The organism is Arsenicicoccus piscis, from assembly GCF_022568835.1.
In the GTDB taxonomy this organism is placed as follows: Bacteria; Actinomycetota; Actinomycetes; order Actinomycetales; family Dermatophilaceae; genus Arsenicicoccus; species Arsenicicoccus piscis.
The window spans coordinates 40,905-54,887 of record NZ_JAKZHV010000011.1 but is presented as its reverse complement, the minus strand read 5'-3'; the positions used below and the strand labels follow the sequence as shown (position 1 = coordinate 54,887).

At 71.4% G+C, this 13,983-nt stretch carries 12 protein-coding genes and 1 pseudogene; 6 read left to right on the top strand and 7 right to left on the bottom strand.

Translation table 11 applies throughout. From position 1 onward, the window contains the following. Window positions 1-42: 42 nt before the first annotated feature. The 3 genes from MM440_RS16065 to MM440_RS16055 all read left to right on the top strand — a co-directional run bounded on the left by MM440_RS16065 (window position 43) and on the right by MM440_RS16055 (window position 3,544). Entirely contained in the window at window positions 43-960 is a 918-nt protein-coding gene (locus MM440_RS16065) for a PTS sugar transporter subunit IIA (protein ID WP_241446008.1), read from the top strand. Window positions 961-1,061: 101 nt separating this feature from the next. Further along, window positions 1,062-2,498, top strand: a complete 1,437-nt coding sequence (locus MM440_RS16060; RefSeq protein WP_241446006.1) for a GuaB1 family IMP dehydrogenase-related protein — start codon at window positions 1,062-1,064, stop codon at window positions 2,496-2,498. A gap of 110 nt (window positions 2,499-2,608) precedes the next feature. After that, on the top strand, window positions 2,609-3,544 hold the full coding sequence (locus tag MM440_RS16055) for a bifunctional GNAT family N-acetyltransferase/NUDIX hydrolase (protein ID WP_241445998.1): 936 nt from the start codon (window positions 2,609-2,611) through the stop codon (window positions 3,542-3,544). Here the strand turns inward: MM440_RS16055 and MM440_RS16050 are convergent. From MM440_RS16050 to MM440_RS16030, 5 genes and pseudogenes are all read right to left on the bottom strand, one after another. Continuing rightward, a pseudogene (locus MM440_RS16050) lies at window positions 3,541-4,351 on the bottom strand (TrmH family RNA methyltransferase). The gene MM440_RS16055 and the pseudogene MM440_RS16050 sit on opposite strands and share 4 nt — an antisense overlap. Window positions 4,352-4,367: 16 nt before the next feature. After that, window positions 4,368-5,189 carry a sulfite exporter TauE/SafE family protein gene (locus MM440_RS16045; protein WP_241445996.1) on the bottom strand — a complete coding sequence of 274 codons (822 nt, stop codon included), beginning with the start codon at window positions 5,187-5,189 and terminating at the stop codon, window positions 4,368-4,370. A gap of 42 nt (window positions 5,190-5,231) precedes the next feature. Further along, the gene (locus MM440_RS16040) at window positions 5,232-6,455 is read right to left on the bottom strand and encodes an SPFH domain-containing protein (protein ID WP_241445987.1); all 1,224 of its coding nucleotides are present in this window, start codon (window positions 6,453-6,455) and stop codon (window positions 5,232-5,234) included. Window positions 6,456-6,458: 3 nt separating this feature from the next. Further along, window positions 6,459-6,920 carry an NfeD family protein gene (locus MM440_RS16035; RefSeq protein ID WP_241445985.1) on the bottom strand — a complete coding sequence of 154 codons (462 nt, stop codon included), beginning with the start codon at window positions 6,918-6,920 and terminating at the stop codon, window positions 6,459-6,461. A gap of 118 nt (window positions 6,921-7,038) precedes the next feature. Continuing rightward, window positions 7,039-7,836, bottom strand: coding sequence for an ABC transporter ATP-binding protein (locus MM440_RS16030; protein ID WP_241445983.1), 798 nt, complete (start codon window positions 7,834-7,836; stop codon window positions 7,039-7,041). 67 nt (window positions 7,837-7,903) lie between these two features. Between MM440_RS16030 and MM440_RS16025 the strand changes: the two genes are divergently transcribed. Further along, the gene (locus tag MM440_RS16025) at window positions 7,904-8,674 is read left to right on the top strand and encodes a hypothetical protein (protein ID WP_241445982.1); all 771 of its coding nucleotides are present in this window, start codon (window positions 7,904-7,906) and stop codon (window positions 8,672-8,674) included. Between the two features lie 7 nt (window positions 8,675-8,681). Here MM440_RS16025 and MM440_RS16020 read toward each other — a convergent pair whose 3' ends face one another. Together MM440_RS16020 and glgA are read right to left on the bottom strand one after the other, a co-directional pair. After that, the gene (locus MM440_RS16020) at window positions 8,682-10,109 is read right to left on the bottom strand and encodes a sugar porter family MFS transporter (protein ID WP_241445980.1); all 1,428 of its coding nucleotides are present in this window, start codon (window positions 10,107-10,109) and stop codon (window positions 8,682-8,684) included. Window positions 10,110-10,174: 65 nt separating this feature from the next. Beyond that, window positions 10,175-11,368, bottom strand: coding sequence for a glycogen synthase (gene glgA, locus MM440_RS16015; protein ID WP_241445978.1), 1,194 nt, complete (start codon window positions 11,366-11,368; stop codon window positions 10,175-10,177). Between the two features lie 62 nt (window positions 11,369-11,430). Between glgA and glgC the strand changes: the two genes are divergently transcribed. Together glgC and serB are read left to right on the top strand one after the other, a co-directional pair. Further along, window positions 11,431-12,684 (top strand): glucose-1-phosphate adenylyltransferase, encoded by a 1,254-nt coding sequence (gene glgC, locus MM440_RS16010; protein WP_241445976.1) that lies wholly within the window; start codon window positions 11,431-11,433, stop codon window positions 12,682-12,684. Between the two features lie 22 nt (window positions 12,685-12,706). Then, complete coding sequence (gene serB, locus MM440_RS16005) at window positions 12,707-13,951, top strand: phosphoserine phosphatase SerB (RefSeq protein WP_241445972.1); 1,245 nt, start codon at window positions 12,707-12,709, stop codon at window positions 13,949-13,951. Window positions 13,952-13,983 lie beyond the last annotated feature (32 nt).

Below are 13,983 nucleotides of genomic sequence, written 5' to 3'. Positions count from 1 at the left end.
GACGCGGGTGACCTCTCGGCCGCCACCGCGCAGATGGAGTCGATGAAGGGCAAGAAGTCGTCCGTCTCCAGCATGCTGACCGGCGGCGCCGCTGCCGGAGGTGCGGCTGCGAGTGCGGGTGCCGTCGCCGCGGGCGACCACCAGGGCCCGATCCACAAGATCGTCTTCGCCTGCGACGCCGGCATGGGCTCCTCGGCCATGGGCGCCTCGGTGCTCCGCCGCAAGATCCAGGCCGCCGGCTTCGGCGACGTCACCGTCGTCAACAAGGCGATCTCGAACCTGCAGGACGAGTTCGACCTGATCATCACCCACCAGGACCTCGCCGACCGCGCCGGTCCCCGGGTGCCCTCTGCCGTCCTCGTCACGGTCGACAACTTCATAAACTCCCCGAAGTACGACCAGGTCGTCGAGCTGCTGGAGTCGACCAACCGTGACGGTGGCACCGACCAGCACGCCGCTGCGGCGGCCCCTGCTGCGGGTGCTGCGGGTGCTGCCGCTGGTGCCGGTGCTGCCGCCGGTCCGGCCACCTCGGACCTGCTCAGCCGCGAGTCGATCGTGCTCGAGGGCTCGGCCCGCAGCCGGGACGAGGCCATCACCGAGGCCGGTCGCCTGCTCGTGGCGAGCGGCTCGGTCGACCCGTCCTACGTGGACGCCATGCACGAGCGCGAGCGCTCGGTGTCGACCTACGTCGGCAACCTGCTCGCCATCCCGCACGGCACCAACGAGGCCAAGTCGGCGATCAAGAAGACGACGCTGTCGTTCGTCCGCTACCCGCAGGGCATCGACTGGAACGGCAACGAGGTGAAGTTCGCCGTCGGCATCGCCGGCATGGGCGACGACCACCTCGCGCTGCTGCAGCAGCTCGCCGGCATCTTCCTCGACGAGGCCAAGGTCGCGCGGCTCGAGGCGGCCACCTCCGCCGACAACGTGCCGGCCCTGCTCTCCGAGGTCGACGTCTGAGTCGCCTGAGTCGTCTGTCTCACTGAGACAGCACGTCAGCGAGCCCCCGCCGGACCTGGTCCGGCGGGGGCTCGTCTCGTGCACTCAGTTATCGTGTGGCGGTGCACTTCCTCAACGGCCTGGCGCCAACCCACGACCTCACTTACGACGACGTGTTCATGGTGCCGAGCCGCTCCGACGTCGCCTCGCGGCTGGACGTCGACCTGCGCACCGACGACGGCAGCGGGACGACGATCCCGCTGGTCGTCGCCAACATGACGGCCGTCTCTGGCAAGCGGATGGCCGAGACGGTCGCCCGCCGTGGCGGCCTCGCCGTGCTCCCCCAGGACATCCCTACCGAGATCGTGGCCGACGTCGTCGCCGAGGTGAAGGCGCGTGACCTGGTCTACGAGACGCCGATCACGATCAAGCCGCACCACACCTGTGGCTACGCCCTCGGCCTGCTCACCAAGCGCTCCCACGGCGCGGCCATCGTCGTCGAGGACGACCGGCCCGTCGGGCTGGTCACCGAGGCGGACCTGGTCGGCGTAGACCGCTTCACCCAGGTCCGTGAGGTGATGACGACCGAGGTGATGACGCTGCCGATGGGGATCACGCCGCAGGAGGCGTTCGACCGGCTGCAGGCGAGCCACCACCGGCTCGCCCCGGTGATCGACCGCGGCGGCCGGCTGGTCGGGCTGCAGACCCGGCAGGGGGCGCTGCGCTCCACGGTCTACGAGCCGGCGATCGACGACGCCGACCGGCTGCGGGTCGCCGCCGCCGTCGGGGTCAACGGCGACGTCGCCGCCAAGGCGTCCGCCCTGGTCGAGGCCGGGGTGGACCTGCTGGTCGTCGACACCGCCCACGGCCACCAGGCCAAGATGATCGACGCCCTGCAGGCGGTGCGCTCGACCGGGGCGACGGTGCCGGTGTGCGCCGGCAACGTCGTCTCCGCCGACGGCGTCCGCGACCTGGTGGCCGCCGGTGCCGACATCGTCAAGGTCGGCGTCGGCCCGGGCGCGATGTGCACCACCCGCATGCAGACCGGCGTAGGCCGCCCGCAGTTCTCGGCCGTGCTCGAGTGCGCCACGGCGGCGCGCGAGCTCGGCGCTCACGTCTGGGCCGACGGCGGGGTCCGGCACCCCCGGGACGTGGCGCTCGCCCTCGCGGCCGGCGCGAGCAACGTGATGATCGGCTCGTGGTTCGCCGGCACCTTCGAGTCGCCCGGTGACGTGCAGCGCGACCCCAGCGGGCGGCTCTACAAGGAGTCGTCCGGGATGGCCTCCAAGCGCGCCGTGCGCAACCGCACCGCGGCCGACTCCGGCTTCGACAAGGCCCGCAAGGCGCTCTTCGAGGAGGGCATCTCCTCCGCGCGCATGTTCATCGACCCGGCGCGCCCGAGCGTCGAGGATCTGATCGACCAGATCATCTCCGGCGTGCGCTCCGCCTTCACCTATGCGGGGGCGCGCACGATCCCCGAGTTCGCGGAGCGCGCGGTCGTCGGCATCCAGAGCGCCTCCGGCTACGCCGAGGGCCGCCCGCTGCACCAGAGCTGGTAGCCCTCGTGGCGGCGCCGGTGGACTCGTCGGGCGAGTCGTCAGTCGAGTCGGTCGTCGCGTCGGCGGTCACGGTCCGACCGGCGACGGACCGCGACCGGCGCTGGATCCGGATGACCCTCACCCTGGCGTGGGGGTCGTCGCAGATCGCCGTGCACGACGACCTCTTCGACGCGACCACGCTGCCGGCCTTCGTCGCCGAGCGTGACGGCGCCCCGGTCGGGCTGCTGACCTGGCGCGACGCCGGCACCCCCGAGGCGCCCGAGCTCGAAGCCGACACGCTCGACTCCCTCGCACCGGGCGCCGGGACCGCCCTGCTCTACGCGTTCTTCGAGCTGGCCGTCGAGCGGGGTGCCCGCGCCTACCTGGTCACGACCGCCAACAACGTGCGCGCCATCGGGTTCTACACCCGGCGCGGCATGCGGCTGGCGCGGATCGACCTCGACGCCGTCGACCGCTCCCGCGTCGCCCACGGGAAGGACATCCCCGCAGCCGACGCGCACGGTGTGCCGATCCGCGACGAGCTGACCTTCGAGTGGGTGCCCGGACCGGCGGAGGAGGTCGTCGACCTCTGCGCCCCCGACGGCACCGTCATCGGCGTCGCGCCGCGCTCGCAGGTGCGGCGGCGCAACCTGCTGCACGCGGCGACCGGCATCGTGGTCCGCGACCCCGCGGGGCGGGTCTACATCCATCGGCGCACGGCCACCAAGGACGTCTACCCGGGGCGCTACGACCTGTGCGCCGGCGGCGTGCTGCAGGCGGGCGAGGAACCGCTGGCGTCCGCCCAGCGCGAGCTCGCCGAGGAGCTGGGCATCACCGGCGCACCGCTGGAGCCGCTCGCCACCGGGTTCTTCGAGGACCAGGCCACGCGCTACGTGGCTCACCTGTTCACGACGACCTGGGACGGCCCGATCCGCCACCAGCCGAGCGAGGTCGACTGGGGCGCCTGGGTCGATCTCGCCGAGCTCCGCCGACGGGTCGCGGACCAGCCGGACGAGTGGATGCCGGACGCGCTCGCGCTGCTCGGCGACCACCTCGGGCTGCGCTAGGCCGAGCGCAGCGCCCACATCGCGACGGCGCTGGCCGCGGCGACGTTGAGCGAGTCGACGCCCCCGGCCATCGGGATCCGCACGACCGTGTCCGCGCCGGCGAGGGCCCGTCTGGACAGCCCGTCGCCCTCGGTGCCCATGACCAGCGCGAGCCGGTCGTGCGGCTGCGGCGGCGAGCTCGTCTAGGGTGATGGACCGTTCGGACAGCGCCATCGCCGCGACGTGAAACCCGTTGTCCCGCAAGGTGTCCAGCCCCGAAGGCCACTGTCCCAGCCGCGTCCACGGGACCTGGAACACCGTGCCCATCGACACCCGGATCGCGCGCCGGTAGAGCGGGTCGGCGCACCGCGGCGTCACCAGGACGGCGTCGACGCCGAGGGCCGCGGCGGACCGGAAGATCGCTCCGACGTTGGTGTGGTCGACGATGTCTTCCAGCACGACGACCCGACGAGCACACGCGATCACCGACTCGACCGAGGGCAGCTCGGGCCGGTGCATGGCGGCGATCGCGCCGCGGTGCAGGTGGAAGCCGGCGACCTCGTCGACCACGGCGGCGTCCCCGACGAAGACGGGCACGTCGTCGCGCTCGGCGTCCGCGACGACGTCGGCGAGATCGGTCAGCCAGCGCCGCGCCATCAGCAGCGAGCGGGGCCGGTGCCCGGCGGCCAGCGCCCGGCGGATCACCTTCTCGCTCTCGGCGAGGTAGAGCCCTCGCTCGGGCTCCAGCTTGCGGCGCAGCGCCACGTCGGTGAGGGAGGTATAGTCCGCGAGCCGTTCGTCGCGAAGGTCGGTGATCTCGATCGGCACCGGCTCAGGCTACTGGTCAGGGAAAGACGACGAGCTTGGCGATCGCCACCAGCCCGATCACGACGATGGTGGCGCGCAGCGCCTGCGGTGACAGCGACCGGCCTACTCGCGCTCCGACCCAGCCGCCGCCGAAGGCGCCGAGCGCGATGAGTCCGGCCACCGCCCAGTTGATCTGGTCGCGTGCGACGAAGAAGAAGACGATCGCCGCGACCAGGTTGGCGCACGGGGTGAGGATGTTCTTGATCGCGTTGAGGTGCTGCAGCGACAGCGGCAGCAGGACGTTCATGACCCCCATGACGAGCACGCCCTGGGCCGCCCCGAAGTAGCCGCCGTAGATCCCGCCGAAGAACACGCCGCCCAGCAGGGCGAGCCGGCGGCCGCGCGAGAGCGCCGGACCACCGACCGCGCCCGTGGCCGCTCCCCCGGTCTTGGTCCCGGTCTCAGCCTCGACGCGGTGGCGCTGCGCCCACGCGTTCAGCCGGCCACCGAAGACGACCAGCAACAGCGCGAGGGCGATGAGCACCGGCACGATCGCGTCGAACGCCGCGGCGGGCAGCGCGAGCAGCAGCAGGGCGCCGATGATCGAGCCGATGATCGACATCGGCAGCAGCTGGACGATCTGGTGGCGGGTCTCGCGGATCTCGCGGCGGTAGCCCCACGCGCCCGTGATCGCCGCGGCCACCAGGCCCCAGGTGTTCGAAACGTTGGCGGCGACCGGGGCGTAGCCGAAGAACAGCAGGGTCGGGAAGGTGATCAGGGTGCCGGAGCCGACGACGGTGTTGATGGTGCCGGCCAGCAGGCCGGCGAGCACGATCACCAGGGCTTCGAACAACGACACCCGGCCACCCTAGAGGCAGGGGGCCGGGTGTCGGTCGAGCGGTCAGGACCTGGGCGGTTCGCTCTGGTCGGGCCGGTCGGTCAGCTCGGTGGTGACGTCGGTCTGCTCGACGCCGGGCTGCAGCGACTCCACGTCGGACTGCACGGGCTGCGCGGGCGCGACCGTGGGCTGCGCCGCCGTGGCGGGCGCGACCGGCTCTACGGGTGCCGGCGCGTGACCGCGAGAGCGCACCGGGTTGGTGTGGCCCTCGGCCTCGCGCTCGGAGCTCTCGGCCTGCTGACGCGCCTCGCGCAGCGCCTCCGCCGGGTCCTGGAGGGTCGTCGAGGCGAAGACGTCCTCGGCCGGCGGGGTGTCCGACGGCGACCACGGCTCCGAGTCGTCCCAGCCGCCACCCTTGCCGTCGTTGCCGCCGAGGGCGGACCCGATGCCCTTGAGGGCCTCGGTCAGCTCGGACGGGATGACCCACAGCTTGTTGGCGTCGCCGCGGGCCAGCTGCGGCAGCACCTGGAGGTACTGGTAGGCCAGCAGCTTCTGGTCGGGCTTGCCGCGGTGGATGGCCTCGAAGACCTGGGTGATGGCGCGCGCCTGACCCTGGGCCTCGAGGATGCGGGCTTGCGCCGAACCCTCGGCGCGCAGGATCTGCGACTGCTTCTCACCCTCGGCCGTGAGGATCTGCGACTGCTTGACACCCTCGGCGGTGAGGATCGCGGCGCGGCGGTCACGCTCGGCCCGCATCTGCTTCTCCATCGAGTCCTGCACCGAGTGCGGCGGGTCGATGGCCTTGAGCTCGACCCGGTTGACGCGGATCCCCCACTTGCCGGTGGCCTCGTCGAGGACGCCGCGCAGCTGCTGGTTGATCTGGTCGCGCGAGGTCAGCGTCTGCTCGAGGTCGAGGGAGCCGATGACGTTGCGCAAGGTGGTGACGGTGAGCTGCTCGATGCCCTGGATGAAGTTGGCGATCTCGTAGACCGCGGACTTGGCGTCGATCACCGAGTAGTAGATGACCGTGTCGATCGAGACGACCAGGTTGTCGGAGGTGATCACCGGCTGCGGCGGGAAGCTCACGACCTGCTCACGCAGGTCGATGTTGGCGCGGACCTTGTCGATGAAGGGCACGAGCAGGTGGATGCCTGCGGTCAAGGTGCGCGAGTAGCCACCGAGACGCTCGATGATCAGCGCCGTCTGCTGGGGGACGATCTTGATGGTCCGGGCGATGATGACGACCGCGAAGACGACCAAGAGTCCCAGGACGATGAGAGTCGGCATGGCTCAGATCCTTTCGAGACCCTCGGCGTCGGCGACGACGGCGGTGGCCCCTTCGATGGAGATGACCCGGACCTGCTGACCCGGACCGATGGGGGGCGACCCGGGCGCCGAGCGCGCCGACCAGATCTCCCCCGCAAGCTTGACCCGCCCGCTCGAGGGCGTCACCGTCTCGACCACCGCGGCATCTCGACCGACGTAGGAGCCGGCCCCGATCGACAGCTCGTGGGCGGAGGCGAACCGCTTCTTGACGAGCGGCCGGACGCCGGCCAGCAGGCCGACCGAGACGACGACGGCCACGACGACCTGGAGCGCGAATCCGGCCCCGAGCGCTGCGGCGACGGCACCCGCCAGCGACCCGCCGGCGAACATGATGAAGAAGAAGTCGACGCTCGCAGCCTCGATGGCTCCGAGGACCAGGGCCAGCCCGACCCAGGCCAGCCATCCGTTCTCAGCGAACCATTCCATGCCGACCTCCTAGGCCACCGTTGGCCGTGCCACCGTTGTGGGCTTGGCGCGTGTGTTACTGATGCGACGAGTGGGGCGCTCAGGTGGTTCCCGACGGCTGATCCCCGCAGCCGCTGGGTCAGGGTTGGGCGGGTGCGACCGCCCGGGCGGAGTAGCGCTCGCCGTGCTGCTCCAGCTCGAGTGGCAGGCCGAACGTGGCCGAGAGGTTCTTGGCGGTCAAGGTGAGCTCGATCGGCCCGGCCGCGACGACCTTGCCGTCGCGCAGCAGCAGCACGTCGGTGAAGCCGGGCGGGATCTCCTCGACGTGGTGGGTGACGAGGACCAGCGCGGGTGCGGCAAGGTCGGCCGCGAGGTCGGCCAGCCGCGCGACGAGGTCCTCGCGGCCGCCGAGGTCGAGACCGGCGGCCGGCTCGTCGAGCAGCAGCAGCTCGGGGTCGGTCATCAGGGCGCGGGCGATCTGCACCCGCTTGCGCTCGCCCTCGGACAGGGTGCCGAAGCGACGGTCCGCGAGGTGGTCGACCCCGAGGGCGGCGAGCAGCTCGTCGGCCCGACCGGCGTCGAACGAGTCGTAGTCCTCCCGCCACCGGCCGATCCGACCGTAGGACGCGGTCAGCACCACGTCGCGGACCAGCTCGTCCCCCGGGATGCGCTCGGCGATCGCTGCGGAGGCGAAGCCGATGCGCGGCCGCAGCTCGAAGACGTCGACCGCGCCGAGCACGTCCCCGAGGATCCCCGCCACACCGCGAGTGGGGTGCATCCGGGCGGAGGCGATGTTGAGCAGGGTGGACTTGCCCGCTCCGTTGGGGCCGAGCACCACCCAGCGCTGGCCCTCCTCGATCTCCCAGTCGACCTCGTCGAGCAGGGTGTTGTGACCCCGGACGACAGTGACTCCGGCGAACTCGAGGACATCGCTCATGGATCCGACCCTAGGGCACCGGATGCGCCTCGACCCAACGAGACTCGCTGCGCCGTAGCCTGAGGGCGTGCCCGAGCTTCCCTACAGCGTGCGACTGGCCCTGTGGGGCACGGCCGCGCTCGCCGGCGCCTCCCACGGCCCCGGGTCCCGCACCCTCGAGGAGGCGGTCGAGCGGGCCGCCCCCGACCTCGACGACGTCACCGAGGTGATCGCCCCGCTGCGCCTCTGGCGGGACCTCGGCGAGCGGGTGCTGCTCGTCGCGCTGCCCGCCCCCGGGCGGACGGCGGGCCTGCCGCGCGGTTCGGCGGAGCTGACCGCGGCCGCCACCGAGGTGGGCGAGTGCGTCTATGTGCCGGCGATCGGTGCGGCCCTGGTGCCGCGGATCGAGCAGTTCGGCCACGGCGTCGCCGCGGGCGACGGGGGAACGGTGGTGCGGGCGGAGGTCTACGACTGCGAGCCGGTGCCGGCGCACCGGCTCGAGATGCTGTCGGTGCGCGACGCCGAGCGCTCGTTGCGCGCCACCGTGCTGTCCTCGATCGAGGTGCTCGACGACATCGGCGCGGTGTGGGGGTCGCAGTCCGCCCGCACCCGCGCGGACTCGGCGCTGCGCTCGGGGCGCTGGGCGCTGCCGGACGGGATCCCGGCGCCGGCGCTGGACCTGCTCACGCTGGCCGGCACGGTGGCCACCATCGCCGAGCTGGCGGCCACGGAGCCGGACCCGTCGCTCGTCGCCACGACCGGCGAGCGGCGCGCAGCCGCGCTGGCCCGGCTGGCGGCGGAGGCCGACCAGGCCCTGGAGGTCGCGACTAACGTCGCGGCCCTGCAGCTGCGCGCCTGACCGGCGCTCAGGAGTGCATCTCCTCCAGCTCCATGCCCTTGGTCTCACGGACCCACTTGAGCACGAACACGAACGACGCCAGCGCGCAGAACGCGTAGAACCCGTAGGCGAGCCCCAGCGAGATGTCCTTCAGACCGGGGAAGGACACGGTGATGAGCCAGTTGGCCGCCCACTGCGCCGCCGCGGCGAGCGACAGGGCCGCCGCGCGGATGCGGTTGGGGAAGGTCTCGCCGAGGAGCACCCAGACGATCGGGCCCCAGGACATGCCGAACGAGACGACGAACAGGTTCGCGGCCACGAGGGCTACCGGACCCTGCCAGCCCTCGAGCACCGGCGCCCCGTTGACGACCTTGGCGGTCGAGAACACGAACGCCATGATGCCGAGCGTGACGGTCATGCCGATGGAACCGACGAGCAGCAGCGGCTTGCGGCCGACCTTGTCGACCGTGGCGATCGCGATCAGCGTGGTGAGCACGTTGATGATCGAGCTGATCAGGGAGATCGTGAACGAGTGGGACTCGTCGAATCCCACGGCCTCCCAGAGGATGTTGGAGTAGTAGAAGATCACGTTGATGCCGACGAACTGCTGGAAGACCGACAAGAAGATGCCGACCCAGACGATCGGCAGCAGCCCCATCGCGGGGCCACGTAGGTCGGCCCAGGACGGCTTGGTCTCCTTGTTGAGGGTGATCCGGATCTGCCGGATCTTCTCGTCCAGCCCGCGCGAGCCGAGCAGCCCGTGCAGCACCTTGCGCGCCTGGCTGTCCTCGCCCTTCGCGATCAGGTAGCGCGGTGACTCGGGGATCGTCAGCGACAAGATGCCGTAGACCAGCGCCGGGACGGCCATGGCCAGGAACATCCAGCGCCACGCCGGCAGCCCGAGCCACAGCGTGTTGCTCGCCGACCCGGCCATGCGCTGCATCGCGTAGTTGACCAGGAACGAGAAGAAGATGCCGAGCACGATGGCCAGCTGCTGCAGCGACCCGAGCCGGCCACGGACGTGCGCCGGTGAGATCTCCGCGATGTAGGCCGGGGCGATCACCGAGGCCAGACCGACGCCGAGACCACCGATGATGCGGCCGAGGACCACGATCCACAGGGACGGGGCGAGCCCGGTCACGAGGGCGCTGACGAGGAACAGGACGGCCGCGACCTTCATGGTCGCGAGCCGGCCCATCCGGTCGGCGATGTTGCCGGCCGTCATGGCACCGGCGGCGGCACCGAGCAGGGCCGAGGCGACCGCGAAGCCCAGGCTGGCTGAGTCGACGTGGAACTGCCGCTCGATGGCCGCCACCGCGCCGTTGATCACGGCGGAGTCGTAGCCGAAGAGCAGACCTCCGAGCGCGGCGACGGCGGCCACCTTGATGGGGACCGGTGCGGACTCGTCGTCGTCATAGATCGACGGTCCGTCGGGGATTGCGCCGTGCTCGCTCATGGGGATCTACCTTCTGTCGGGGATGGGTGGGCGGTGGGCCAGGGGCCCGTGGGATCCCGTTGGGGTCAGGAGTCGAGCACGCTGCGGTAGACCTCCAGGGTCTTGTCGCCGATGCTCGCCCAGGAGAAGTGCTCGACCGCGCGGCGCCGACCGGCCTGGCCGAACGCACGGGCGCGGGCGGGGTCGCTGCACGCCTCGGTGAGGGCGGCGGCGAGGTCGTCGACGAACGTGTCGGGGTCGACGGGCGTGCCCGACCCGTCCTCGACCTGCTCGATCGGGACCAGCCAGCCGGTCTCGCCGTCGACCACGACCTCCGGGATGCCGCCGGTCGCCGTCGCGACGACCGCCGCCTCGCAGGCCATCGCCTCGAGATTCACGATGCCGAGCGGCTCGTAGATCGAGGGGCACGCGAACACCGTGGCGTTGCTCAGCAGCGCGACGACCTCGTTGCGCGGCAGCATGTCGGCGATCCACACGACGCCGTCGCGCGTCTTCTTCAGCTCGTCGATGAGCGCCTCGACCTCGGCCTTGATCTCGGGGGTGTCGGGCGCGCCCGCCGCGAGGACGAGCTGGACCTCCGGCGGCAGCTTGGCGGCCGCGCGCAGCAGGTAGGGCAGGCCCTTCTGGCGGGTGATCCGGCCGACGAACACGACGGACGGGCGCTCGGACGAGACGCCGAGGCGCTCGAGCACCGCCGGGTCCTCCTTGCGGGCCCAGTCGGTCGAGTCGATGCCGTTGTGCACGACCTTGACCCGGTCGGGGTCGACCGAGGGATAGGAGCGCAGGACGTCGGCCCGCATGCCGGCGCTCACCGCGATGATCGCGGCAGCGCCCTCGTAGGCGGAGCGCTCGACGAACGAGGAGAGTCGGTAGCCGCCGCCGAGCTGCTCGGCCTTCCACGGCCGCAGCGGCTCCAGCGAGTGCGCGCTGATGACGTGCGGGATCCCGTTGAGCAACGAGCCGACGTGTCCGCCGAAGTTGGCGTACCACGTGTGCGAGTGCACCAGGTCGGCACCGGCGATGTCACCGGCCATCTGCAGGTCGGTGCCCATCGTGGAGATGGCCGGGTTGGCGTCGGCCAGCTCGGGCAGATCGCGGTAGCCCGTGGTGCCCGCCTCGTCGCGCGGGCCGCCGAAGCACCGCACCCGGACATCGATGTCGCCGCGGGCGCGCAGCGCCCGGACGAGCTCGTTGACGTGAACTCCCGCACCACCGTAGATCTGCGGGGGGTACTCCTTGCTCAGGATGTCTACTCTCACGCGAGGACGCTAACGCGCCACTGCTGTGGTGGCGAGCGGTGGCGCCGAATAGTGTTGCTGACATGTACAACCGACGCGCTTCCAAGCGAGTGCTCGCCATCGTCCTCGCCGGTGGCGAGGGCAAGCGACTCATGCCCCTCACCGCAGACCGGGCCAAGCCGGCGGTCCCGTTCGCCGGCAACTACCGGCTCATCGACTTCGCGCTGAGCAACGTGGTCAACTCCGGCTACCTCAAGGTCGTCGTCCTGACCCAGTACAAGTCGCACAGCCTCGACCGGCACGTCGCGCAGACGTGGCGGATGTCCACCCTCCTCGGCAACTACGTCACCAACGTGCCCGCCCAGCAGCGCATCGGCAAGGAGTGGTACCGCGGGTCGGCCGACGCGATCTTCCAGAGCCTCAACCTGATCCAGGACGAGCAGCCCGACATCGTCCTCGTGACCGGCGCCGACAACATCTACCGGATGGACTTCTCCCAGATGGTGGCCCAGCACATCGACACCGGGGCCGGCTGCACCGTCGCGGCGATCCGCCAGCCCAAGTCGATGGCCGACCAGTTCGGCGTCATCGACGTCCAGCCGGGCAGCGACACCGCGATCCGCGCCTTTCTCGAGAAGCCGAAGACGGTCGACGGGCTGCCGGACAACCCCGACGAGATCCTGGCCTCGATGGGCAACTACGTCTTCGACACGGACAAGCTGATCGAGGCGCTCAAGCTCGACGAGTCGCGCGAGGACACCAAGCACGACATGGGCGGCGACATCGTGCCGGCCTTCGTCGACGCGGGTGACGCCCATGTCTACGACTTCAAGAACAACCACGTCGCCGGCGAGACTGAGCGCGACCACGGCTACTGGCGCGACGTCGGCACGCTCGACTCCTACTACGACGCGCACATGGAGCTGGTGTCCCTCGACCCCGTCTTCAACCTCTACAACTCCGAGTGGCCGATCTTCACGCACATGCCGTCCCTGCCGCCGGCGAAGTTCGTCACCGGCATGGCCGGGCGAGCCGCCGAGGTCGCCAACTCGGTCATCGGCGCCGGCGTCGTCGCCTCGGGTGCGCAGGTCACCGAGTCGGTGCTCGGTCCGGAGGTCCGGCTGCACTCGTTCTCCCTCGCCGAGGGCAGCGTCCTCTTCGACAACGTCGTGATCGGCCGCAACGCGACCGTCCACAAGGCGATCCTCGACAAGAACGTCGTGGTGGGTGACGGGGTCATGATCGGTGTGGACAAGGACGCCGATCTCGAGCGCGGTTTCTTCGTCACCGAGTCGGGCATCACCGTCGTCGGCAAGGGTGTCGTCGTCGACAAGTAGTCCCATTCGCTACGGTGAGCGCGTGATCTCCACCCCCGCGCAGCCCACCCTGCTGGTCCTCGTCACCGGCACCGACCGCCCCGGGTTGTCCGCCGCGCTGTTCGCGGCGGTGCGCGAGGCGGTCGGTGCCGGTGACGTCGTTGGTGGCGGCGGGCTGGGCACCGAGGGCGCCGAGGTGCTGGACGTCGAGCAGGTGGTCGTGCGTGGCCACATCACGCTGGCGGTGCTGCTCGGCGGCCTCTCGCCGGAGGCGTCCGACCGGGTGGAGGCGGCGCTCACCGCCCGTGCCGTAGACCTCGACCTCCACCTCACGCTGAGCCGCGGGACGGGCGACCAGGCGGCCCGGCCGCTCGAGCGGGCGGTGGTCACCGTGCTCGGCGCTCCGCTGCTCGCCACGCACCTGGCCACCGTGACGGACCTCTTCTCGACCCTTGGTGCGAACGCCGACCGGGTGCGCCGGATGTCGCGTCGACCGGTCACCACCGTCGAGTACCAGGTGTCCGGGGTCAGCCCGGCGGTGCTGCGCAGCAGGCTGGCCGCGGCCGCGGCGAGCGAGGGCTTCGACGTGTCCGTCTCCCCCGCCGGGCTGGCCCGGCACGGGCGCCGCCTGGTGGTGATGGACGTCGACTCCACGCTGATCCAGGACGAGGTCATCGAGCTGCTGGCGCACCACGCGGGTCGCGAGGCCGAGGTGGCCGCCGTGACCGAGCGCGCCATGCGTGGCGAGCTGGACTTCACCGCCAGCCTGCACGAGCGGGTGGCCACCCTGGCCGGCCTGCCCGAGACCGTCATCGACGAGGTCCGCGCGGCCGTCCGGCTCACCCCCGGCGCGCGGACCCTGGTGCGCACGCTCAAGCGGCTCGGCTTCACCGTGGCGGTCGTGTCCGGGGGGTTCATCGAAGTCGTGGCGCCGCTCGCCGCCGAGCTCGGCATCGACCACGCGCACGCCAACCGGCTCGAGGTCGTCGACGGCCGGCTCACCGGCCGCGTCCTCGGCGACGTCGTCGACCGCGCCGAGAAGGCCCGCGCACTGCGTCGTTTCGCCGAGGCCGAGGGGCTGCCGCTCAGCCGCACGGTCGCGATCGGCGACGGTGCCAACGACCTCGACATGCTCGCCGTCGCGGGCCTCGGCGTCGCCTTCAACGCCAAGCCGACCGTGCGCGCGCAGGCCGACACCGCGCTCAACGTCCCCTACCTGGACGCCGTCCTGTTCCTGCTCGGCGTCACCCGCGAGGAGATCGAGGAAGCCGACGGCGCCACACGGTAGCCGCCACACCGTAGACACTGCGGACGCTCCCG